Source organism: Shewanella sp. Shew256 (assembly GCF_002196695.1).
Classification (GTDB): domain Bacteria; phylum Pseudomonadota; class Gammaproteobacteria; order Enterobacterales; family Shewanellaceae; genus Shewanella; species Shewanella mangrovisoli.
On the sequence record NZ_NAJR01000002.1, the window covers coordinates 1 to 22,048 of the forward strand.

The following is a 22,048-nucleotide window of genomic DNA, read 5'->3' on the forward strand; positions in this document are numbered from 1 at the left end:
GTGAAACGCAATCGCGCCGATGGTAGTGTGGGGTCTCCCCATGTGAGAGTAGGTCATCGCCAAGCGCCTAATTTTCTCGTGAAGAGAGCATGAAGCCAGCTGAATAAGCTGGCTTTTTTGTTTTTGGTGTTTGCCATTTCAACGTTCTATTCTTCAAAATACTTCTCTAATTACTGACTTCTTTAATTTATTGCCTCATATGCAGTGTTAATAGAGAGCGACTTATTGCTCCGTTTTCTTCATTCTCCAGCCTTTAGCATCATTCATTTAAATGGCTGCTGGGTCCAAATACTGTAGCGTATCGTATTGAGGTTCCTTTGATTTTTGTCCTTATAGGACTAATCGTTATATTCAAAGCTCGTACTCTTTGTATGCTCGTTTAAGGGAGATTTAGAACCTTGTTGTCAGCTCGTTTTTGCTTTTAGTTGCATCTTGGCTCGTATCTTTATCCCGTCCTCACTCCTCAACAAAGACCTCTGCTTTACTGTTTCATTAACGAATATTCATTTTATCGCTCGTTCACTAAGGATCCCTCAGACACTTGCTGCTGATCTTATGTAAATTGGTCTTACCAATTTACATTCGGCGATTGATTTTGCTATCAATGGAGATGTTGTGTAGTTGTAAATTTAATCTTTGATGCGGGTTGAGAAGCAGGAGGAGGTACTGACGTGAAAGGGGAGCTAACACAACAGCTTTTAGATGCTGTTGGCATCATGTTATTGGGCATGGGGCTGGTCTATTTATTTTTAAGTGTATTGATATTAGGTGTACATCTGGTTGCTAAGTGGTGCCGTGAAGAGCCCAAAGCAGTAGAACCTTTAAAGGTGAATGATGCGAGCTCAATCGGAGCTGCAAACACCTTAGATCCTAAATTGGTGGCTGTGATCAGCTTAGCCGTCCAGCAGTATCGTTCTCAGGCTAGATAATGGAGCGCCATATGAACCGAGTAAATTCGATTGTGGCGTCTAAGCCATTACAGTTAACCGATGTTGTCTTGAGGGATGCACATCAGTCTATTTTAGCGACGCGTTTACGCATCGATGACATGCTTCCGATTGCACCTCTGCTAGATAAAGTGGGATTTTGGTCGCTCGAGTCTTGGGGCGGAGCGACCTTTGATGCCTGTATCCGTTATCTGGGTGAGGATCCTTGGGATAGGATCCGCGAACTGAAAAAGTTAATGCCCAATACACCTCAACAAATGTTACTGCGCGGACAAAACCTTTTGGGTTATCGCCATTATGCCGATGATTTAGTGACACGTTTTGTCGAACGTGCCCATGCCAATGGTGTCGATGTGTTCCGTATCTTTGATGCGATGAATGATGTGCGTAACCTTGAGATGGCGGTAAAGGCGGTGCGTGACGTCGGTGGGCACGCGCAGGGCACAATTTCCTATACGACCAGCCCTGTTCATACGGTTGACACATGGGTCGATATGGCAAAGTGTCTTGAGGACATGGGCTGCCATTCGCTGTGCATTAAAGACATGGCGGGTCTACTCAAGCCGATGGAAGCTTTTGAGCTTATCAGTCGCTTAAAATCACAAACTCAACTTATGCTTTCATTGCACTGCCACGCCACCACAGGCCTGAGTACCGCAACCTATCAAAAGGCGATAGAGGCACGAATCGATGTGCTCGATACCGCGATTTCCTCCATGAGCCAAACCTATGGCCATACGGCAACTGAAACCGTGGTTGCCATGGTGGCGGAGACTGAGCGTGAAACTCACTATGACCTTGGCTTACTTGAGGAGATTGCCGCTTATTTCCGTGAGGTGCGGAAAAAGTACGCCAAGTTTGAAGGCGCATTAAAGGGCATTGACTCGCGCATTCTTCGCGCTCAAGTGCCCGGTGGCATGTTGACGAACATGGAGAGTCAACTCAAAGAACAAGGCGCGGCCGATAAGCTCGATGCTGTGCTGGAGGAGATCCCTAGGGTACGTCAGGATTTAGGTTTTCTGCCTTTGGTTACGCCAACCTCGCAAATTGTTGGCTCACAGGCGGTTATCAACGTACTGATGGGGCAAAGATATCAATCGTTAACGAAAGAGACTGAAGGCGTGTTAAGGGGCGAATATGGCGCCACTCCAGCCCCGGTTAATCCCGAGTTGCAGGCCAGAGTGCTAAACGGTGCGGCGGCGATAACCTGTCGTCCTGCTGATTTACTTTCACCAGAACTTGAGAATTTGCGTGCGGAGTTATTATCAAAGGCGCAGGAGCAGGGGATTAATCTCGTCTCTGTGAGTAATGAAAAGTCTCTGGACGATGATTTACTCATCTATGCGCTCTTCCCGCAGATTGGCTTACAGTTTTTAAAGCACCGTCACGATCCAACCGCCTTTGAGCCTAAACCTGAACTTGCGCCAGTGTCACCTGCTACGCCGCGAGAGGCCGAAACCTATACCGTCACAGTTGAGGGGCAAACTTATGTGGTTGAAGTCGCCGAGGGTGGCGAAATCAGTCAAATCCAACCTCAAGGGCAAGCCGCACAACAGCTTGGTCAAGCTAATCCTTCTCAGTCGAGTGCTGCGCCAGTGCCTCAAACCAGTGAAGTGAAACTTAAGATGAGTGCGCCCCTATCGGGCAATATCTTCAAAGTGCATGTCGGCATTGGCGACAAGGTGTGCGCCGGCGATGTTGTTATCATCCTAGAGGCCATGAAAATGGAAACTGAAATCCGCGCACAGGGGGATGGCATTATTACCCATCTCTTTGTGAAGGAAGGGGATTCGGTTGCAGTGGGTTCTCAATTATTGGCCTTAGCCTAGGAGTCGTTATGGATGGTTTACTGGCTTTCTGGGCCGAAACGGGCATAGCCCATTTTACTGCAGGGCAAGCCTTGATGATGGCTGTAGGCGCCTCGCTGTTATACCTTGCGATAGTGCGTGGCTTTGAGCCCCTTCTGCTGTTACCCATTGGTTTTGGCGCTGTACTGGCAAATATTCCCAACGCGGGTTTCACCGATGAGGGCGGTATGCTGTATTACGCCTACCATGTTGGGATTGAAACCGGGGTGTTTCCACTGCTGATCTTTATGGGGGTCGGAGCGCTGACAGATTTTAGTGCGCTGATTGCCAATCCAAAGACCTTGCTACTTGGCGCAGCGGCGCAGTTTGGGATTTTCGCAACCTTAATTGGGGCGATTGCGCTGAATCTGGTGCCAGGTTTTGAATTTACCATGCAGGACGCTGCAGCCATTGCCATTATTGGCGGCGCGGATGGACCTACGGCGATTTTCCTTGCCTCTAAGCTTGCGCCTGAGTTGTTGGGAGCAATTGCTGTGGCAGCCTATTCCTATATGGCGTTGGTGCCGATTATTCAGCCGCCGATCATGCGCTTACTCACGACTCAAGCCGAGCGTGAGATAAAGATGGAGCAGCTCAGGGAGGTGAGTAAAAAGGAGAAGATTATTTTCCCGCTGATGGTATTGGGCTTAACGATTCTATTTTTACCCGCAGCGACTCCTTTGGTTGGCATGTTTTGCCTTGGCAACCTAATGCGCGAGTCGGGTGTGGTAGATAGATTATCGAAAACGGCGCAAAACGAGCTGATTAATATCGTCACCATTTTCTTAGGTTTGGCCGTCGGTTCTAAACTTTCTGCGGAGCAATTCTTGCGCGTCGAAACCTTGGGGATCTTGGTTCTGGGCGCGTTGGCATTCGGGATTGGTACCGCTGCTGGGGTGTTGATGGCAAAACTGATGTGCAAATTAACCGGCGGTAAGGTCAACCCATTAATTGGCGCGGCGGGCGTATCGGCAGTGCCAATGGCGGCAAGGGTGGTGAATAAGGTGGGATTAGAGGCTAATCATCATAACTTTTTGCTGATGCACGCCATGGGGCCAAACGTTGCTGGGGTATTAGGCTCTGCGGTTGCGGCGGGAATTTTACTGGCTGTGCTTGGCTAAGCTGCGAATTTGGAGGCTAGAGCAAAGCCTATTGTGAACCAATAGGCTTTTAAGCCGTTAACCACAGGAGCAGCATAAGCAGCAAAATCACCGTGCCGCTGATGGCTATGATGTAGATAAAGCCACGTTTTCCTTGAGCCAGCGGTAAACCATTGGCTTTTAAAAACAGTATCCACACTAAGCAAAGGATAAGCGGGAATAAAAACAGTTTGGTCATGCTTCATTCTACTTTTGGTAAATAAGTGAAGAGTTTAACAGCTTGCTTGGCCTAAAGTCATGGACGTTTTATTCGTAATAAGTGAAATACTGATAATAAAAAAGACCGCATTTGCGGTCTTTTTATTGGATAAATCTTTAATGATTTACCCTGAGTGATTAATTATCGGCAATCGCCGCCGTTTGAGTCTCGTTGCTGTAGAACTGATCAACATCAAGCTCATTTTCAGATTTGCCAATTACCACGGCGGTCATCATATCGCCTGTGACGTTGGTCGCGGTGCGGATCATATCGATAATACGGTCGATGGCGGCAATAAAGGCGATACCTTCTAGGGGTAAACCAATTACGCCTAAAGTGACGGTTAACATCACCATGGCGCTGCCTGGCACGCCAGCGGTTCCGACTGAGGCCACCGTGGCTGTAACGGCAATCATCACATAATCTAAGGTATCGAGTGGAATACCGTAAATTTGAGCGATAAAAATCGCGGCAATCGCAGGGTAGATACCACCACAGCCATCCATGTTCATGGTGGCGCCGAGCGGCATAACGAAGGCGCTATAACGCTTTGAAACACCCATGGTCTCAACCGCTCTGGTACTAGCAGGCAGAGTGCCGAAGCTTGAAGAGGTACTAAAGGCCACTAATTGCGCCGGCATGGCCTTACGGAAAAATTGCACAGGGCTTAAACCCGCGGCAAATTTAACTAGTCCGCCGTAGACAAAAATCATATGGATAAGGGCGGCAATATAGATGGCGGCAATAAATTTGCCTAGAGGTAATAGGGTCGATAAACCATATTCACCGACCACCCAAGCCATTAAACCAAATACGCCAATTGGGGTGAGTTTAAGCACCATGCGTGTCAGTTGGAACATGACCTCGGCACCCGCTTCGATGGTGCGTTTTAGTGGTTCGGCTTTCTCGCCAACCTTATTGATGGCGATCCCGACTAATGCAGCAAATACAATGATCTGCAGTACTTTTCCATCCGCCAGTGAGGCAAAGGGATTCACTGGGATCATATCGAGCAACACCTGCGCAAAGCCTGGAATATTGCGCTCACGCACTTCCGTGGTGGCCAGTTGCATTGTGCCGCCCATATCGATAAGCGAGCCAACCGCTAAACCAATCAGTGAGGCGACAGTGCCTGTCAGCATGAACATGCCTAAGGTCTTAAGACTTAAGCGTTTGAGATTAGTTTGAGAGCCGAGCGAGGTGATACTGACCACAATCGCACAGAAGACCAGTGGCGCAACCAGCATCTTAATGGCGCTGATAAACAAATCGCCAAGGGGTTTAAGCACGGTAGCGGTTTCGCCTAAAAGTACGCCAACGAGCGCACCTAAAATAAAGCCAGCGAGGACTTTTTGCCAAAAAGGAATGCGGCTAATGGTTTGAAGGATCATGCGTTTTCCAAAAATATATCATTACAAGCCCATGGACCTGAGATGCTAGTATGAGTATCCACTTGAAGTGAATGAACTTATACCAAGCGACGAGTCTGGTACAGGACATTTTTTGCCATTAAAGGCATTGTATCGGCTGTGATAGGGTTATAACAAACCGATTTTCTTATAACTTATTGTGATAAATGAGTTTGTTGTGAAATGGTTAGTCGCTACATCCTTTTAACGCTGTGGTAGTTCACTGTTTGATAGCGTGAAAGAGCTGTAATTTCATAGAGTAAGCTTTTATGTCTGAATTAAGCATGATGTTTTCTGGGGCTTTTTTAGCCGCGACCTTGTTACCGGGAGGATCAGAAGTTTTACTGATTGCGTTGCTGAATAAAGCGCCGCAAGCTTGGGTCGCATTAGTGGTGGTGGCCAGTCTGGGCAATACCTTAGGGGCGATGACAAGTTTTTATCTAGGGCGCATCGGCCGGTTTGCAAAGTCCCCCGAGGCCCTAAGTGAAGGAAAACATGCCAAAGCCTTAGCCCTTATTGAGCGTTACGGTGTTTGGTCGTTATTGTTGTCGTGGGCGCCAGTGATTGGCGATCTATTATGTTTATTGGCGGGGTGGTTAAAGCTTAGGATGCTTCCCGCATTAGTGATGATTTTGATCGGCAAAACCCTACGTTACCTTATCGTTGCAGCCGCCACATTGCATTGGTTTAGTTAGTTTTTACACTCGTTGTTCGGTTAAAGGATGATAAGGCTGCAAAGGAAGTCATTGTATTGCTTGGAACTTTGCAGGGCTTAATGAGTCAGAACTCATTATTGATACTGAGCATTCTACAGGGGCTAATTTTTTTAGCCTATTGATGTATAAGGGGAATACCTTGAAAAAATGGATATTAGCGGTCGCGATTTCCGCCGCACTCGCAGGTTGTGCCACTCAAACCTCAACTCAATTACCTGCGGGCGTAAAGTTAATTGAAAATGTGCAACTGAAGGACTCTGAAGTCGGTATTCCCTATAAAAAATATCAGCTTGCTAATGGTCTAACGGTTATTTTGCATCAAGATCATTCCGATCCCTTAGTGCATGTCGATGTGACTTATCACGTCGGCTCGGCCAGAGAACTTGCAGGCCGTTCAGGCTTCGCCCATTTATTCGAGCATATGATGTTCCAGGGCTCTGAGCACGTCGCCGATGAGCAACATTTTGAGGTGGTAACCGAGGCGGGGGGCACGCTGAACGGCTCCACCAATACCGACAGAACCAACTACTTTGAGACTGTCCCTAGCAATCAGCTTGAGAAAATGCTCTGGCTCGAGTCTGACCGTATGGGCTTTTTGTTGCCGGCGCTAACCAGCGAAAAGTTTGAAGTACAGCGCGAGACAGTGAAAAATGAGCGCGCTCAACGCATTGATAATCAACCCTATGGCCGAATGAGCGAGCGCTTTAACCAGGCGATGTTCCCGGTCGGTCATCCCTATTCTTGGCCTGTGATCGGTTGGCCAGAGGATCTTAACCGTGCCACAGTGGATGATGTGAAACACTTTTTCCAGCGCTGGTACGGCCCGAATAACGCTACGCTAACGATTGGCGGCGATTTTGATGAGCTGCAAGCCTTAGCCTGGGTAAACAAATACTTTGGCGAAATCCCCCGTGGCCCCGAGGTTCAGCCAGAGCCTAAGACCTTAGTTACGCTCGATAAGACGCGCTATATCTCGATGGAAGATAACGTGCATCTGCCGCTGATCCGTATCGGCTTTCCGACTGTGTATGCCAGCCATCCCGATGAAGCCGCGCTGGATTTATTAGCCAATATCCTCGGTGGCGGTAAAACCTCACTCGTTTACAAAAACTTGGTTAAGGATGGTTATGCAGTACAGGCAAGCGTGAGCCAACCCTGCCAAGAGTTAGCCTGCCAGATGTCGATTTATGCCTTAGCCAATCCGCAAAAAGGTGCGACCCTAGCCGAACTTGAGCAGCGTATTCTCGACTCGATTAATGAGTTTGAGCAGCGCGGCGTCACCGACGATGACCTGCAAAAAGTGAAAGTGCAGTTTGAGGCCGATACCATTTTTGGCCTGCAGAGCGTAAAAGGCAAAGTGTCAATGCTTGCCTTGAATCAAACCATGTTTGGTGAGCCGAATAAGATTGCAGTAGACCTTGCGCGCTATGCCAATGTGACCAAAGACGATGTGATGCGGGTATTTAAAAAGTACATCAAAGACAAGCCCATGGTGGTGATGAGTGTGGTGCCGCAGGGAATGACGGCTTTAGTCGCTCATCCGGATAACTTCACCCCTCAAACCTTGCCAGTGGCAGATACAGCCGTAGAGGGCGATTTACCCACCGCTAAGTTGGTGTCAAGTTTCGACCGCTCCAAAATGCCAGCCTCTGGCGCGGCGCCCGTGCTTAAAGTCCCGACAATTTGGACCACTAAGTTAGCCAATGGCATCGAAGTGATGGGCACTCAAAGCAGCGAAACCCCAACGGTGGAGTTAGTGATTTATCTTAACGGCGGACACAGATTAGTGCCCGTTGAAAAGGCGGGCCTGGCAAGCTTAACCGCTGAGATGCTGAATGAGTCGACTCAAAAGCGCTCAACCGAGCAATTGTCGCAGGCGCTTGAGATGCTCGGCAGTACGGTGGACTTTAGTGCCTCCGAAACCCAAAGCACCATTAAGGTGTCGGCGCTCACCGAGCACTTGGATGAAACCTTAGCCATATTGGAAGAAAAGCTGTTCCAGCCTGCGTTTAACGAGGCCGACTTTGCGCGGGTTAAGCAACAACAGTTGCAGCAAATTCAGCATATGCAGTCAGATCCTGGCTATGTCGCCAACTCTGCGCTGTATAGCTTGCTTTATGGTAAGAATAACGCTCAAGGCGTGAGTGATGCGGGGACCTTAGATTCCGTTGCTGCGCTGACTCTTGCGGATGTGAAGGCGTTTTATGCTGAACAGTACCGTGGTGCAAACGCTAAAATCATTACGGTAGCGGATCTGCCAGAAAATGCATTACTTCCTAAGCTTGCTAGATTGAGTCAATGGCAAGGGGAGGCGAGTACATTGCCGCCACTCAAGTCATTCCCAGCTCTGAAGGGCGGGACTATCTATCTGATCGATAAACCTGGCGCCGCTCAGTCGGTGATTAACATTGCGAAACGTGCCTTACCCTATGATGCAACAGGTAATTATTTTAAATCTTACCTGATGAACTACCCGCTCGGTGGCGCCTTCAATAGTCGTATTAACCTCAATTTACGTGAGAACAAGGGTTATACCTATGGGGCTCGCAGCTCATTTACTGGTGGCGTCGAAGTCGGTGACTTTGTGGCCTCGAGTGATGTGCGTACCGATGTGACGGCCAAGGCGGTAAATGAATTTATCAAAGAGATCAAAGCCTATCAGCAGAATGGGATGACAGATACTGAGCTCGGCTTTATGCGTAACTCGGTTTCCCAAGGGCAAGCATTGGATTATGAGACGCCTTATCAGAAGGCCGGCTTTATGCGGATGATCCAGCGTTACCAGCTGAGCCAAGATTTTACTACCGAGCAGGACAAAATTATAAATACTGTAACAAAAGATGAACTCAATGCCCTCGCGGCTTCCGAGCTAGATATCTCGAAAATGATCATCTTAGTGGTGGGAGATAAGGCGAAAATTGAAGCGGATTTAGCAACTTTAGGCTATCCAATTGAAACTTTAGTATTGTAAATTAGCTTTTCGACCCAATATAAATTGCAGACAAGCTAATTGTGCAGCACAACCTCGCTGCCAGTCTAAAGTATTAACGAGTAAGACGGTGACAGCATTAGCTGTCACCGTCTGCGTTTTATCGCAGAAGAATGTAATTAGGCTTGCTCCACGGACAGGTTTAGATTTATTTTGAGGCGTATTTTGAAAGATAAGCCTCAAAATAAAGGTCTGACTGTTAACCTTGTCGCGATAGCGAATCACCAATCAGAGAAGCGCAAATTGAAGCCATTCAATGAATTAGTACAACATTTCTCGGACGCTCAAGGGCGTGCCGCACTCCTTGGCATGTTACGTGGAATTGAGCGTGAAGCGCTGCGTATCGACGAGTCAGGTTACCTTGCGTTAGATGGTCATCCATTAGAGCTTGGCTCTGCATTAACGCATTCGCGTATTACGACAGATTACAGTGAAGCACTGCTTGAATTTATCACGCCAGTAAACAATCAAGTTGGCCCCCTATTGCAAGGATTGACCGAGACCCATGCCTTTAGCGTGCGTCATTTGCATGGTCAGCGTCTGTGGCCCGTGAGCATGCCATGTTATGTGAAGGATGAGCAGAATATTCCAGTCGCCCGTTATGGCAGCTCTAACACGGGTAAGATGAAAACCTTGTATCGCAAGGGCTTAACCTACCGTTATGGCGCCCTGATGCAGATTATCTCCGGGGTGCATTTTAACTTCTCGGTATCGCAGGAATTGTGGCAAAGCCTCTATGAGTTGAGTGATAAAAGCGTGAGCTTTGAGGATTTTATCTCCGAATCTTACTTTGGCCTTATTCGCAATTACCGCCGTTTAGTCTGGGTATTACCTTATCTGTTTGGGGCATCACCTGCGCTGTGTAGCTCGTTTATCAAGGGGCAGAAGACCGATTTACGCTTTGAAAAATCGGGCCGTGGCACCCTATATCTACCCTATGCGACTTCGCTGCGAATGAGCGATCTGGGTTACACCAATAAAGAGCAGGAAGATCTCAACATCAGCTATAACTCCCTGCCCGAGTATCTGGCTGGGGTGAGAGCCGCGATTAAGATGCCATCGGCCAACTTTGCCAATATCGGCGTGAAGGTGGATGGTGAATATCGCCAGCTCAATGCCAATGTGCTGCAAATTGAAAACGAATTTTACTCGCCTATCCGTGCTAAACGCGTCACCAAAAGCGGTGAGAAACCCTCTGAAGCCCTAGCACGTGCGGGGGTTGAATATATTGAGGTGCGTGCATTAGATGTAAACCCCTTCAGCCCGATTGGGATTGAAGAGAACCAAGTGCGTTTCCTCGACTTGTTCTTACTCTATTGCTTATTAACCGAGTCGCCTAAGTCCGATGCGGCAGAAGAAGCACGTTTAAGTGCTAACTTAAAATCCGTCGTGCTTGAAGGCCGGAAACCTGGGCTCGAGTTATTAACCGAGACAGGTACACGCTCACTGCAAACGTGGCTTTTGGATCTGTTTGAGCATTTGGATTCATTGGCTAAATTGCTCGATGGTGATAAACAGGATTACCAAGCGGCCTTAGCCCATTGGCGTGAAGCCGTGAATGACCCACAAAAGACCTTGTCAGGGCAGGTCATCCAGCAATTAATCACTAACGGCCAAGACCATGGACAATGGGTGATGTCACTGGCGCAGCAGTATCACCAATACTTTATGGATTATCCCTTATCAGCCGAAGTTGTCAGCGATTATCAAGCTGAGGCGCAAGCATCGCTTAACAAGCAAGCGGACATCGAAGCGGCGCAAAGTGCGGTATCCTTTGATGATTATCTGACTGACTATTTCGGGACTTCATCCTAATGAGTCACTATTTTACCGGGCACAAACTTACACTGGCCGCCAGTCTACTTGGGCTCACGGCATTGTTGTCTGGTTGTGCCTCTTCGCCTGAAGATGACTTAAGTTGCGGCACTGTGTCCGGGTATTTACAGCCCGATGCCAGTACCCATTGGTATCGGGTAGTGGTGACTCATCTCAATGGTAAGCCCGTGGTGTCGAAACCTAATTATCAATTGGCGCCGGGGGAATATGAGTTCACTGTCGCCGAGCTGATTGATGATCCTTCTCTTGGGGTTTCCCTCAGTGCGCGTACTCCTAAAACCTTTAAGTTAATGGTGCAAGGGCATCAGCGTTACCATATTGGCGCCTTATTCCACACGGATAAGCGCTATATGGGTAAAGATACCAACTATTGGGAACCCGGTGTGTGGCAGCAAGAAAACCATGAATGCCAGTTTGATCTCAGCCCTGAAACAAAATAGTCCGATTTAACAATGGATTGTCATTTCTGTTAATGAGTTTTGCCTGATAATAGGCGCTAAGGTGATCTTAGCGCCAAAAACAGGATTGGCGCTTTGCCTCACCCTATGACTGTGCGATGATGGGCCAGTTTTATTTCTTGGGAGAACAAGTGCTGAATGAAATGGCTTTCGACAACTCTGCTATGTGCATCCATTGGTTTACTCTCTGGCTGCGCCACGTCTCCGCCTAAATCTCCCGATAACCTTTGCGATATTTTTCAAGAGCATCGTTCATGGTACGAAGCCGCCAAGGACACTCGCGATAAATGGGGTGTGCCTGTACATGTGCCGCTGGCGATGATGTATCAAGAAAGCTCCTTCAAGCATAATGCCGCGCCGCCAATGGAGTACTTTTTAGGTTTTATTCCCATCGGTCGAGCCAGTGATGCCTATGGCTATGCGCAGGCCAAAACCATGACCTGGGATGATTATGTTCGCGAGACGGGAAACAGCTGGTCTTCGCGCAGTAATTTTGATGATGCCATGGATTTTATGGGCTGGTTTATTTACAAGACTAATAAAATCAATGGCGTTTCCAAGTGGGATGCGAGGGCGCAATACCTCAACTATCACGAAGGCTGGGGAGGATATCGCCGCGGGACTTATAAGTCTAAGGCGTGGCTGGTTAAAGTTGCGGCTAAGGTGGATGACAGGGCTAAGCGCTATGCGGCCCAGTATAAAACCTGTCAGGAGGATTTAGATTCTTCTTGGCTGTGGCGCTTATTCTTCGGCTAGTAATATTTATGCGTTTAGGAGCTTATGGTTGATAAGCTCCTAATGTCACTACTGCGCCAATTGGTTATTGGCCGCAATCGCTTCGAGTGCTTTTACCGCTTTCTTCTTACCGCGTTTTTGCTCATACATGGCTTGGTCTGCCAGTTTAAATGATTTTGCCCAATCATTGTCGTATGCGGCTATACCCACGCTGAAGTTAAGATTTAAGGATGACTCTTGGTGTAACTTGACGCGCATAGCATCCAAATCGCTTTCAAGCAGCTCTAATGGACCATGGCAGAGGGCGACAAACTCATCCCCCCCGAAGCGCGAGATAATGCCTTTATGCTTCCAATAACTCAGTATGGTATTAGCTACTCGCTTAATGGCCATATCGCCGGCCTGATGCCCATGCTGATCATTAATGGTCTTGAGATTATCCATATCGATAATCACCAAAAAGCTGCCTAGATGAGCCTTAGGTTGCCAATGTTGCAGAGCATCTTCGAAGTTTTTGCGGTTATAGAGTCCGGTTAAGTTATCGAAGTTGGCGAGTTTAGTGATTTGCAATGACTTCTGGTACAGGGCAATCGCATTGCTGGCCTCATGGGTGAGAATAGAGACCAGATTGCGGTCGTAATCACTAAAGGCACCGACGCTACTGCTGTCGAGATTGAGCATGCCATAGAGTTTGCCATCGATGCGTATTGGGCTTGAGAGTGTAGAACGTATCGGTTGCTTAGCAGCGGTGAGCAAGATGTGCTGCTCTTCACCGGTGAGCGTACTGGCGGCATTGATGTTTTTCATATCATCCACTACCACCACGCGATCGCATTTGCCCTTAGTGAGTCGATATTCGAAGGATTGCTCGAGGGAAAAATTCAATTGCTTGAGCATGTTAAGATCAAGCCCAACAACGGATTCGAAGTGCAGTTTATGGGTCTCTTCGTTGACTTTGATGATGCTACCCATTTCGGCACCGTTAATGATGCAAACGGCTTTATTCAGCAGTGCATCGAGAAACGCATGTTCATTTTTATACTGGCTCGACAGATGGGCAAGCTCGTAAATGGCGTCGTTAATGCTCACCACTTGCTCTAAGTGTTGCCATAGGCGGGTTAAGCGACCCTGGTGCAGGTAGTAAATAAGGCTGTAGGCAATCACATAGATAAGACAGACAAACAGCAGCGGCAGGATAGTCCAGCCTTCGGTGGGAGCATTAAACACAAACAGTAAGACGAATAATACTATTGGCACTATCAGCAGCAATAGATGATAGCGATAGTCCAAGCGGTCTATGGTTTTACGTTTAAAATTATCCCTTAATTTCACTCGGCAGTTCCTTTGTTCGTGCTCCGGTTAGTCTGCTTCAATCACTACATCACTAACTCATTCACGCTGAGTATGGATAAGTATATAACGAAGATAAAAAAATGACTGATAAGGGAACAAATTGGCACCCTTATCAGTGGTCTGCGGCTCGGTTAGGCTTTAGCGAACTCAGCTAAAATCCAGGCGAGTGGCGCTTGGTATTGGCTTGGCATCCAAGTTTGCAGCGCGCTAATACTGTCTTTTAACACGGCAGTATTCGGCACAGAAAGGTTTAAGTGTCCGACTTTACGGCCAGGACGAACCTCTTTGTTGTACCAATACAGCTCGGCATTGGGCAGGCTTAGCCAGCTGGGATCGTTTTCGATACCAATCAAATTGACCATCACGCATTGAAAGTTCACCTGTGGTTGCGGAATCGCAATACCGCACAGGGCTCTTAAATGCAGTTGGAATTGATCCATATGGGTGCCTGCTTGGGTCCAATGGCCTGAGTTGTGTACCCGCGGGGCTAACTCATTAACCAGCAGCTTATCACCAACACGGAAACACTCCATTGCCATCACGCCGATATATTCCAGCTCATGCATAATGGCGCTGAGCATGCTTTCCGCTTGGGCTTGCAGGTGATTCAGGCGAGTCAGTGGCGAAATTGAGGCCATCAAAATGCCGTCTTGGTGCAGGTTGAGTGTTAATGGATAAAACACGCATTGACCTTCACGGGTACGTACGCCGACTAAGGAGACTTCTTCATCGAAGTTGATTGCTTGTTCGGCAATGGCCAAGTTACGCCAATCTTGGGGTATCTCTCCCGCTTCAGCTTGTTTTAGCCAGTGTTGACCTTTGCCATCATAACCACCTGTGCGGCGCTTCATTAGTACGCGAGGGCCAAAATCTTGGTACAGATTTTCGACGTCGGTTTTATCATCGACAAGTGTCCAAGGCGCTGTTGGGACTTGGATCTGATCGAGTAAGCTTTTTTGGCTGTAACGGTCGGCTAAACGGCTAAATACTGGGCCGTTAACAAAATGCGGATGGGTGCTGAGTTGTAAGCTTAAGGCGGATTCGGGCCACTGCTCGCGTTCGGCGGTGATGATATCGTGAGGCGCTAGCGGCAGGATTTCATCGGTGGGCGTCATGATATCGACGGCGCGAACATCAATCGCCAAAGGCTCGCCCGCGTGGGTCAGCATGGCGCCAAGTTGGCCATTACCTAATACCCAAACCTTAGGTTTTGCACTTGCTTGAGTCATTAGGCTTCCCTCGGGTCGGGATTGTCCAGCACTGCGCGGGTTTGTTCTTCTCTAAAGGCTTCTAAACGTGCGGCAAGTTCAGCATCGTTATTGGCTAAGATTTGGCAGGCGAGTAGACCGGCGTTAAAGGCACCTGCGGTTCCGATGGCCAGAGTGCCAACGGCAATGCCTTTTGGCATTTGCACGATAGACAGTAAGCTATCCATGCCCGACAGCGCTTTGCTTTGTACTGGTACACCTAATACGGGTAAGCGAGTTTTTGAGGCAATCATACCGGGTAAGTGAGCAGCACCGCCCGCACCACCGATAATAATTTTAAAACCACGGTCAGCGGCTCCGGCTGCAAACTCCATCAGTTTATCTGGCGTTCTATGGGCAGATACGACTTCAACATGGTAAGGCACTTGCAGTTTATCCATGATCTCAGCGGCGGCTTCCATTGTGGGCCAATCACTCTTAGAACCCATAACAACAGCAACAAGGGCTTGCATGATAACTCCTTAACTCACTAATTTTAATTATATTTTGACCTTGTATCAGGTCTGGGTACAGTCGATGTCCGCAACCCCTATCAGAGCCGGGAGCATCATGGCGCAGAATAATAGCATGTAAAGCCTGATTTCTGACGTTTTTTGCGCGTAAAAATAGCGCTTTTAGCGTGGATAAAGTGTTCGCTGAATGGGCTTAAATCCCCTGAGACCATTAAAGGTTTCAGGGGACAGGTATAAGAAGGGTTAACTTGAGGGTGACTGAGTGACAGTCGTACTTGATTCGATAATCTGTTCTGGCACAGGCGCTTCTGCCAAGGCTTCACGCAGAGTGGGATAAAACTTCAGTACGCCTTCAATCGGTTGTACTTTAGCTCTCGCTAGGGTGCGAATGGGTTGGAACTGCAAATCGGCAATGATCAGCTTAGTGTGGTTAAGTTTACATTTATCTATGAGCTTATTGAGTGCCGCAAGACCACCCGCATCGAGGATGGATACCCCATCTAAGTAAAGGACGATGACTTGTTTGTCTTGGGTGAGGCTCGCTATCTCGGCAAAAATTCGATCTGCCGCGGCAAAAAACAATGGGCCGTTAATTTTTATCACCGCCCAGTCAGCGGGGAGGGGTTGATCGACATAGCGCTTATTGGTGCTGATATCATAGAGCTTGGTCATCTCAGCAATTTCTTTCATAAACAGTAGCGCGGCTAAGATAATCCCCACGCTGATGGCGATCACCATATCGAAAATGACTGTGAGTGAAAAACAGGTTAGAAACACCAAAATATCGCTGGTGGGCGCCGTTTTCAGTAAATGCACCGCTTTGGGGGCTTCACTCATATTCCAAGCCACCACCAATAATAATGCGGCCATGGCTGACATGGGTAAGTAGGCTAATACTCCCGCGAGCGCGACTAAACCCACCAAGACCACTATGGCGTGGATCATCGATGCTATTGGGCTCTGGGCTCCCGCCTTAACGTTTGCCGCGCTGCGTGCGATGGCCGCCGTTGCTGGGATACCGCCAAAAAATGGGGTAATGATGTTACCTATCCCTTGGCCGAGAAGCTCGCTGTTCGCGCTGTGGCGTTTTCCTGTCATGCCATCAAGCACTACTGCACACAGCAGCGATTCAATCGCACCTAACATGGCAATCGCGAAGGCGGCGGGCAGTAAGGCTTGAAAGGTGGCTAGGTTAAATTCAAAGGCTTGACCGTTTGCGCCTGTTTGTAACCAAGGCCATTCAAAGTGGGGGAGTACAGCGGGAATACCTGTGCCGACACTGCCGTCGCTTAATTGATAATGAAAGCGTGTTCCTATGGTTTCAATATCGGCGCCCATGGCATTTAACACTAGGGCAAGAATACTGCCTAAGGCGATTGCGGGCAGATGGGCTGGTACTGGGATCTTCAATTTAGGCCAGAGTAGCATAGTGGCTAAGGTGGCCGCGGCGACTAACAAGCTCGGCAAGTGAAGGCTGGGTAATGCCTGGCCTAAGGCCATGATTTTGGAAAAATATTGCTCCGGCATGTGCTCTATATGCAGGCCAAAGAAGTCTTTTAGCTGCAAAGTTGCAATCACTACCCCAATCCCTGCGGTAAAACCTAAGGTGACGGATTCTGGGATGTAGAGGATCAATCTGCCGAGCCTTAACATCGCCATGGCGACTAACATCATGCCTGACATCACAGTCGCAATGAGCAGCCCTGCCAAACCAAATTGCTGGGCGATGGGATAGAGTAATACGACGAAGGCGGCCGTTGGCCCTGACACGCTATAACGGGAGCCGCCCGTCATCGCTATGATAAAACCACCGACAATGGCGGTGTATAGGCCATATTGTGGGGCGACACCGCTGGCAATGGCCAGTGCCATTGCGAGCGGAATGGCAATAATCCCGACGGTCAGTCCCGCCAGCAGATCTTGTCCAAAACGTTTAACCGAATACTTATCTTTTACGCACGCCTCGCTAAGGGCGTGGGCAATTCTTAATGAAAACAAATGAGCAGAGTGTGACACGTGTGGGTCCATAAACGCGGCTTGTTACAAGGCTCTATTTTAGAGTCCAGAAAAATGTCCTTGTGTGATCATAGTTGCAAAAGGCGGTTAAATGTCTTTGTTTTTGATAAATACTGTGCTTGGCAAAGTGAATGTGACAATTTCTCTTATCAAATAACCCTTTTATGCCGGAGCTGCGTTTATAGGGATATCCACCATTGAGAACACTTTTATTAGGTCACTATCATGAGATATCCATCTTCAGTCTTTCGTCATAAAGCGCATTTAAGTTTTGTTGTTTCGGGATTAACACTCGCCGTATTACTTGGATTGAGTGCTTGTAGTGATAAAACTGCAGAACAGCAAAACCCTGCTGAATTAGCTGCTCAAGCAAAACTCGTCGCCGAGCAACAGGCGGCGCTTAAACAAAGTGCAGAGCGTCATGAAAGAGCAGAGCGTCAGGCCAATAGGCAAAGAGATGCCGCAATCGCGATGCATGAACAAGCTTCGTCAGCAAAATTGCGGACAATGAGTGCTGAGAGTCGAGCCTATATCGCGCAACCTGCTGCTAGTATCAGTGCGGCGCCCGCGTTAAATGGTGATTGGCCAGGGGCTGTGCCACCCGAGCGCAATCGCTTCGAGAAGCAAGTGCAAAACGGCATCATGGTTGCGGGGGAAATCCCGGTCTCCACCTTTGCAATCGATGTCGATACCGGTAGTTACACGACCTTAAGACGAATGTTGAAGGAAGGGCGATTACCACAGAAGGACACGCTGCGAGTTGAGGAAATGCTGAATTATTTTTCCTATGACTATCAGTTGCCGGGAAAAAATGATGCGCCCTTTAGTGTCACGACCGAGCTTGCTCCATCGCCCTATAACGATGACATGATGTTACTTCGCATCGGTTTGAAGGGATATGAGCAGAGTAAGGCTGAACTGGGGGCCAGTAACTTAGTGTTTCTGCTGGATGTGTCAGGGTCGATGGCATCGCCCGATAAGTTACCTTTGCTGCAAACTGCTTTGAAAATGCTGACTCAGCAATTGGATGCTCAGGATAAGGTATCGATTGTCGTCTACGCCGGCGCCGCTGGCGTAGTGTTAGATGGCGCAGCAGGTAACGATACCCAAACCCTTAACTATGCGTTAGAGCAGCTCAGTGCTGGCGGTTCAACCAATGGGGCGCAGGGAATTCAGCTTGCCTATCAATTAGCACAGAAACATTTTGTTGAAGGCGGTATCAATCGAGTCATTCTCGCGACCGACGGTGACTTTAATGTCGGCACGACCAACCTCGATGAGTTAATCGATTTAGTTAGCATACAGAAACAACAGGGTATAGGGCTCACGACACTCGGCTTTGGCATGGGCGACTACAATGACCATTTGATGGAGCAATTAGCCGATAAGGGCAATGGGCAATACGCCTATATCGATTCTCTCAATGAGGCGAGAAAAGTGCTGGTGGAACAGTTAAGTGCAACCTTACTCACCATAGCGAAAGAAGTGAAAGTGCAGGTCGAGTTTAATCCCGCTCTTGTGGCCGAGTATCGCTTGATTGGCTATGAGAACCGAGCCCTCGCGCGTGAAGATTTTAATAACGATAAGGTGGACGCGGGCGAAATTGGCGCAGGGCATACGGTCACGGCGCTTTACGAGTTGCGTTATGTGGACGCAGGGAATTTGGCCAATGATAAGCTTCGCTATGGTTATAATCCCAAAACGGGCAATGAAAAATATAGCCGCGACGAAATCGCCTTTCTGAAATTACGTTATCAGCTACCGGATGCGACTCAAAGCCAGTTACTGAGTTATCCGATTCGAGCTGAGCAAAGGGTAAAATCATTAGCGCAGGCGAGTGACGATTTTCGTTTTGCCGCTGCAGTGGCTGGTTTAGGACAGTTGCTGAATCAAAGCCACTATTTGCATCAATTTGATTATAATAAGCTTAGTGCGCTCACACGTTCTGCGCTGGGGGAGGATACCAGCGGCTATCGGCATGAATTTATGCAACTTGTCGATACCGCTGCGGCACTCGCACAAACACAGCGAGCGCCAATCAAAAAATCCTTTGATGCCGGAGATAAGCCTTTCCCGCCCGAGGATAAACTACATCAGCAATGAGCCAGATAATTATTTTTCAGTTAGTTAACCATTAGGGAGCTGCCATGGCCCTAGCGATACCGCAAATGCATGCCCATGAGCATACCGATGAACAGTTAATGCTGCGCTATGCCAAGGGCGATGGCATAGCGTTTGAGCAGCTTTATCTTAAACACAAAGGCGCCTTGTACCGTTACTTTGTGCGCCAACTCGGCGACAAACAGTTAGCCGAAGATTTATATCAAGAAACCTGGGGACGGGTGATCCGTGCCGCAGCCAACTATGAGCCGAGCGCCAAGTTTAATACTTGGCTCTATCGGATTGCCCATAATCTGTTGATTGACCATGTCAGGGCCGTCAAACCCGTCGACTTAGTCAGCCACGATAACGAGGAAGGGCTAGACACCTTTGTGGGGGCGGAGCAGGAACAACCCGATGTACATTGGCAGGAAACGCAAAAGAGCCTGTTACTGAAGACCTGTATTGCCCTGTTACCCCAAGTGCAAAAAGAGGCCTTTATTCTCAATATCGAAATGGGCTTTACCGCAGCAGTGATCAGCGATATTGCCGGGGTAACACTCGAGGCGACTAAGAGCCGCATTCGTTACGCGTATCAAAGCTTAAAAGATTGTGTCAATGCTAAATGGCAGGAGGTTGGCCATGAGTAATTCCACTCTGTCATCGGAAGAAGAGGCACTACGTCAGGAAGTCTCGGCTTGGTATCATAAACAAGCACTGGAAATGCCGCCTGAGAGGCTCGACCAAGATATTTTGCGCCTATCACAGGCCCGCCTAGCTGAAATGAATGTGAGCCAACTTAAGCCTGTAGCTACGCCCGTGTGGCGCCGTTTCCCATGGGCGTTATCGAGCGCCGCCTCCTTAGTGCTTGTCGTTGGTTTAGTGACCCTTAACCGAGGCTATTTTGAAGAGGAGTTAGTCGCGCCAGCCGCTTTGACTATGAGTGCGCCAATGCCCGCTCAAACTCAGTTAGATAACGCTGCGCAGCAAGCCGAGATGGCGCATCAAGCCAAAGTGGAAGAGGCCGCCACACAAAATCGGCAAAGGGAAGTGATAAAGGCACAGGCTAAGATGTCTGCGCAGGAAAATCAGCAAGTTGAGTCTCGTGCTGCACCACAAATTGCGCGGGCACTGCCGCAGCCAGATCAAGCTGTAATACCTCGTGATGAGGCTTTGATGGAGTATTTAACACGCTTACAAGCCTTGATTGAAGCCAAAGAAACCCAGGAGGCATCTGCCTTAGCGCAAACGCTGCTGAAGCAATATCCTGAGTTGGCAAAAAGCGAAACAGAGCCTGTAATGGTTGATGCTAAGATGATTGCCAAATTTAAAGAATTGCAACAACAGCTTAGTGATTTAAATCCATAATCATCAAGTTACAGTGGGTTAGAGATAGTTGTCCTAACTCACTGTCAGTGCTCACTATTGTGACATAAAGATGTTTTGCCTATTAATATTGCCTTTTTTACAGACTCTCGTGTTAATTACTTGATCATGGTCATAAAGTGAACAGGAATTCGCCTGTTATATTGGAGATCGATAAACGACTTGACTAGTATCAATAGTCAGAGCCCAATTTCAGGAGGCGATATGCTTAAAAGACTCATGCATGATCATAAACATATAGCAGTTTTATTGAATGTCTTGAAAAACAAGCAGATGAAATTAGCTGAAGGCGAGGCGATTAATTTTATCGTGGTTCGGGACATTGTAGAGTATATGCAAGGATATGCTGAGCGTAGCCATCATCCTGTGGAAGACATTATCTATGCTTATTATTTGGCAAATAAGGCAAATGATGAAATTGATAAGCTTAGCGCCGAGCACCAAGTGGTAACCGCGGCCTCCTCGGCATTAATGAATACCTTGAATTTGATCCTGAGTGACATAGTAGTCGCGAGAGATAAATTGGTGGCTGATTTTGCCGAATATGTCGACCTGCAAGAAAAGCATATGCAAATGGAAGAGCGGGAAATCTTCCCGTTATTGGCTAAAACCTTAACTGATAAGGATTGGCACCTTATTGAGCAACAATGCCAAGCCTCGTTAATCGATGATCCGTTATTCCTAGACCGTGAGCAACAGGCCTTTGATGAGCTGCGTTCTTATCTCAGGACAGCTGAGTAGATGAGTGTAGAAACAGAAAAAGCGCCATTGGCGCTTTTTCTTTATATGCTGTTTATCAAACAATGGGTTACAACTGGATAGCGTCTATATCGTAATCAAAGTTGTTATCAATCTCTTGAAGTTCCTTGAGTAAACGATGTTTGTCCTTTAACGCTTCAATTTCTCGCCACTTACGCTTTTTATTGGAGCCTCGCGAGCGATCGGGTCTTTCTACGACTTCATCTAGCGCACAACCATAATCTAAACGATCCATGGTAACCTCCTGTTGTTGTATGTTTTGTCAGCGATTAAATAACATATTTTCAAAACAGGGTGCAAGAATTATGTTTCATTTGTGTTAACTTGAAATGAAGTTTGAATGATATGTCATTGATCTTCGCGAGAGCGCTAGAGGAAGTTGTGAGCGAATATTTTAGGTTTATTAATAAGATAAAAT

19 protein-coding genes are annotated in these 22,048 nt (G+C 47.9%); 12 read left to right on the plus strand and 7 right to left on the minus strand.

The window, feature by feature from the left end; translation table 11 throughout:
• The first annotated feature begins 716 nt into the window (after window positions 1-716).
• Genes B5P39_RS02895 through B5P39_RS02905 form a run of 3 tightly spaced genes read left to right on the plus strand, consistent with a single transcriptional unit; the run spans window position 717 to window position 3,915 of the window.
• The gene (locus tag B5P39_RS02895; RefSeq protein WP_441347601.1) at window positions 717-929 is read left to right on the plus strand and encodes an OadG family protein; all 213 of its coding nucleotides are present in this window, start codon (window positions 717-719) and stop codon (window positions 927-929) included.
• Window positions 930-940: 11 nt separating this feature from the next.
• Window positions 941-2,776, plus strand: coding sequence for a sodium-extruding oxaloacetate decarboxylase subunit alpha (oadA, locus tag B5P39_RS02900; protein WP_088210407.1), 1,836 nt, complete (start codon window positions 941-943; stop codon window positions 2,774-2,776).
• 8 nt (window positions 2,777-2,784) lie between these two features.
• Window positions 2,785-3,915, plus strand: a complete 1,131-nt coding sequence (locus B5P39_RS02905; RefSeq protein ID WP_088210408.1) for a sodium ion-translocating decarboxylase subunit beta — start codon at window positions 2,785-2,787, stop codon at window positions 3,913-3,915.
• Between the two features lie 49 nt (window positions 3,916-3,964).
• Here the strand turns inward: B5P39_RS02905 and B5P39_RS24650 are convergent, their stop codons facing one another.
• Together B5P39_RS24650 and B5P39_RS02910 are read right to left on the minus strand one after the other, a co-directional pair.
• Entirely contained in the window at window positions 3,965-4,132 is a 168-nt protein-coding gene (locus B5P39_RS24650; RefSeq protein WP_176399848.1) for a hypothetical protein, read from the minus strand.
• 158 nt (window positions 4,133-4,290) lie between these two features.
• A complete protein-coding gene (locus tag B5P39_RS02910; protein WP_086903826.1) occupies window positions 4,291-5,544 on the minus strand; it encodes a dicarboxylate/amino acid:cation symporter in 1,254 nt (417 codons plus the stop codon).
• Between the two features lie 287 nt (window positions 5,545-5,831).
• On the opposite strand from B5P39_RS02910, the gene B5P39_RS02915 reads away from it, so the two are divergent.
• The 5 genes from B5P39_RS02915 to B5P39_RS02935 all read left to right on the plus strand — a co-directional run bounded on the left by B5P39_RS02915 (window position 5,832) and on the right by B5P39_RS02935 (window position 12,317).
• The gene (locus B5P39_RS02915; protein WP_088210409.1) at window positions 5,832-6,257 is read left to right on the plus strand and encodes a YqaA family protein; all 426 of its coding nucleotides are present in this window, start codon (window positions 5,832-5,834) and stop codon (window positions 6,255-6,257) included.
• Between the two features lie 142 nt (window positions 6,258-6,399).
• A complete protein-coding gene (locus tag B5P39_RS02920) occupies window positions 6,400-9,249 on the plus strand; it encodes a M16 family metallopeptidase (protein ID WP_088210410.1) in 2,850 nt (949 codons plus the stop codon).
• 183 nt (window positions 9,250-9,432) lie between these two features.
• Window positions 9,433-11,082, plus strand: coding sequence for a glutamate--cysteine ligase (gene gshA, locus B5P39_RS02925; protein WP_088210411.1), 1,650 nt, complete (start codon window positions 9,433-9,435; stop codon window positions 11,080-11,082).
• Window positions 11,082-11,543, plus strand: coding sequence for a hypothetical protein (locus B5P39_RS02930; RefSeq protein ID WP_088210412.1), 462 nt, complete (start codon window positions 11,082-11,084; stop codon window positions 11,541-11,543). The genes gshA and B5P39_RS02930 overlap by 1 nt, the downstream gene beginning before the upstream one ends.
• 156 nt (window positions 11,544-11,699) lie before the next feature.
• On the plus strand, window positions 11,700-12,317 hold the full coding sequence (locus B5P39_RS02935) for a transglycosylase SLT domain-containing protein (protein ID WP_086903831.1): 618 nt from the start codon (window positions 11,700-11,702) through the stop codon (window positions 12,315-12,317).
• A gap of 48 nt (window positions 12,318-12,365) precedes the next feature.
• On the opposite strand, the gene B5P39_RS02940 is transcribed toward B5P39_RS02935, so the two are convergent.
• From B5P39_RS02940 to dauA, 4 genes are all read right to left on the minus strand, one after another.
• The gene (locus B5P39_RS02940) at window positions 12,366-13,628 is read right to left on the minus strand and encodes a sensor domain-containing diguanylate cyclase (protein WP_011717980.1); all 1,263 of its coding nucleotides are present in this window, start codon (window positions 13,626-13,628) and stop codon (window positions 12,366-12,368) included.
• 152 nt (window positions 13,629-13,780) lie between these two features.
• Complete coding sequence (gene purK / locus B5P39_RS02945; RefSeq protein ID WP_088210413.1) at window positions 13,781-14,878, minus strand: 5-(carboxyamino)imidazole ribonucleotide synthase; 1,098 nt, start codon at window positions 14,876-14,878, stop codon at window positions 13,781-13,783.
• Window positions 14,878-15,369, minus strand: coding sequence for a 5-(carboxyamino)imidazole ribonucleotide mutase (gene purE / locus B5P39_RS02950; protein ID WP_011626975.1), 492 nt, complete (start codon window positions 15,367-15,369; stop codon window positions 14,878-14,880). The genes purK and purE overlap by 1 nt, the downstream gene beginning before the upstream one ends.
• A 243-nt stretch (window positions 15,370-15,612) precedes the next feature.
• Window positions 15,613-17,385 (minus strand): C4-dicarboxylic acid transporter DauA, encoded by a 1,773-nt coding sequence (gene dauA / locus B5P39_RS02955; RefSeq protein WP_176399849.1) that lies wholly within the window; start codon window positions 17,383-17,385, stop codon window positions 15,613-15,615.
• A gap of 225 nt (window positions 17,386-17,610) precedes the next feature.
• On the opposite strand from dauA, the gene B5P39_RS02960 reads away from it, so the two are divergent.
• From B5P39_RS02960 to B5P39_RS02975, 4 genes are all read left to right on the plus strand, one after another.
• Window positions 17,611-19,488, plus strand: a complete 1,878-nt coding sequence (locus B5P39_RS02960; protein ID WP_088210415.1) for a vWA domain-containing protein — start codon at window positions 17,611-17,613, stop codon at window positions 19,486-19,488.
• Between the two features lie 44 nt (window positions 19,489-19,532).
• On the plus strand, window positions 19,533-20,135 hold the full coding sequence (locus B5P39_RS02965) for a sigma-70 family RNA polymerase sigma factor (protein WP_088210416.1): 603 nt from the start codon (window positions 19,533-19,535) through the stop codon (window positions 20,133-20,135).
• Window positions 20,128-20,853 (plus strand): hypothetical protein, encoded by a 726-nt coding sequence (locus B5P39_RS02970; protein ID WP_088210417.1) that lies wholly within the window; start codon window positions 20,128-20,130, stop codon window positions 20,851-20,853. Before B5P39_RS02965 ends, B5P39_RS02970 begins: the two co-directional genes overlap by 8 nt.
• A 222-nt stretch (window positions 20,854-21,075) precedes the next feature.
• Window positions 21,076-21,612, plus strand: coding sequence for a hemerythrin domain-containing protein (locus B5P39_RS02975; RefSeq protein WP_011717974.1), 537 nt, complete (start codon window positions 21,076-21,078; stop codon window positions 21,610-21,612).
• 67 nt (window positions 21,613-21,679) lie between these two features.
• Here B5P39_RS02975 and B5P39_RS02980 read toward each other — a convergent pair whose 3' ends face one another.
• Entirely contained in the window at window positions 21,680-21,865 is a 186-nt protein-coding gene (locus B5P39_RS02980) for a DUF3545 family protein (protein WP_007650190.1), read from the minus strand.
• Window positions 21,866-22,048 lie beyond the last annotated feature (183 nt).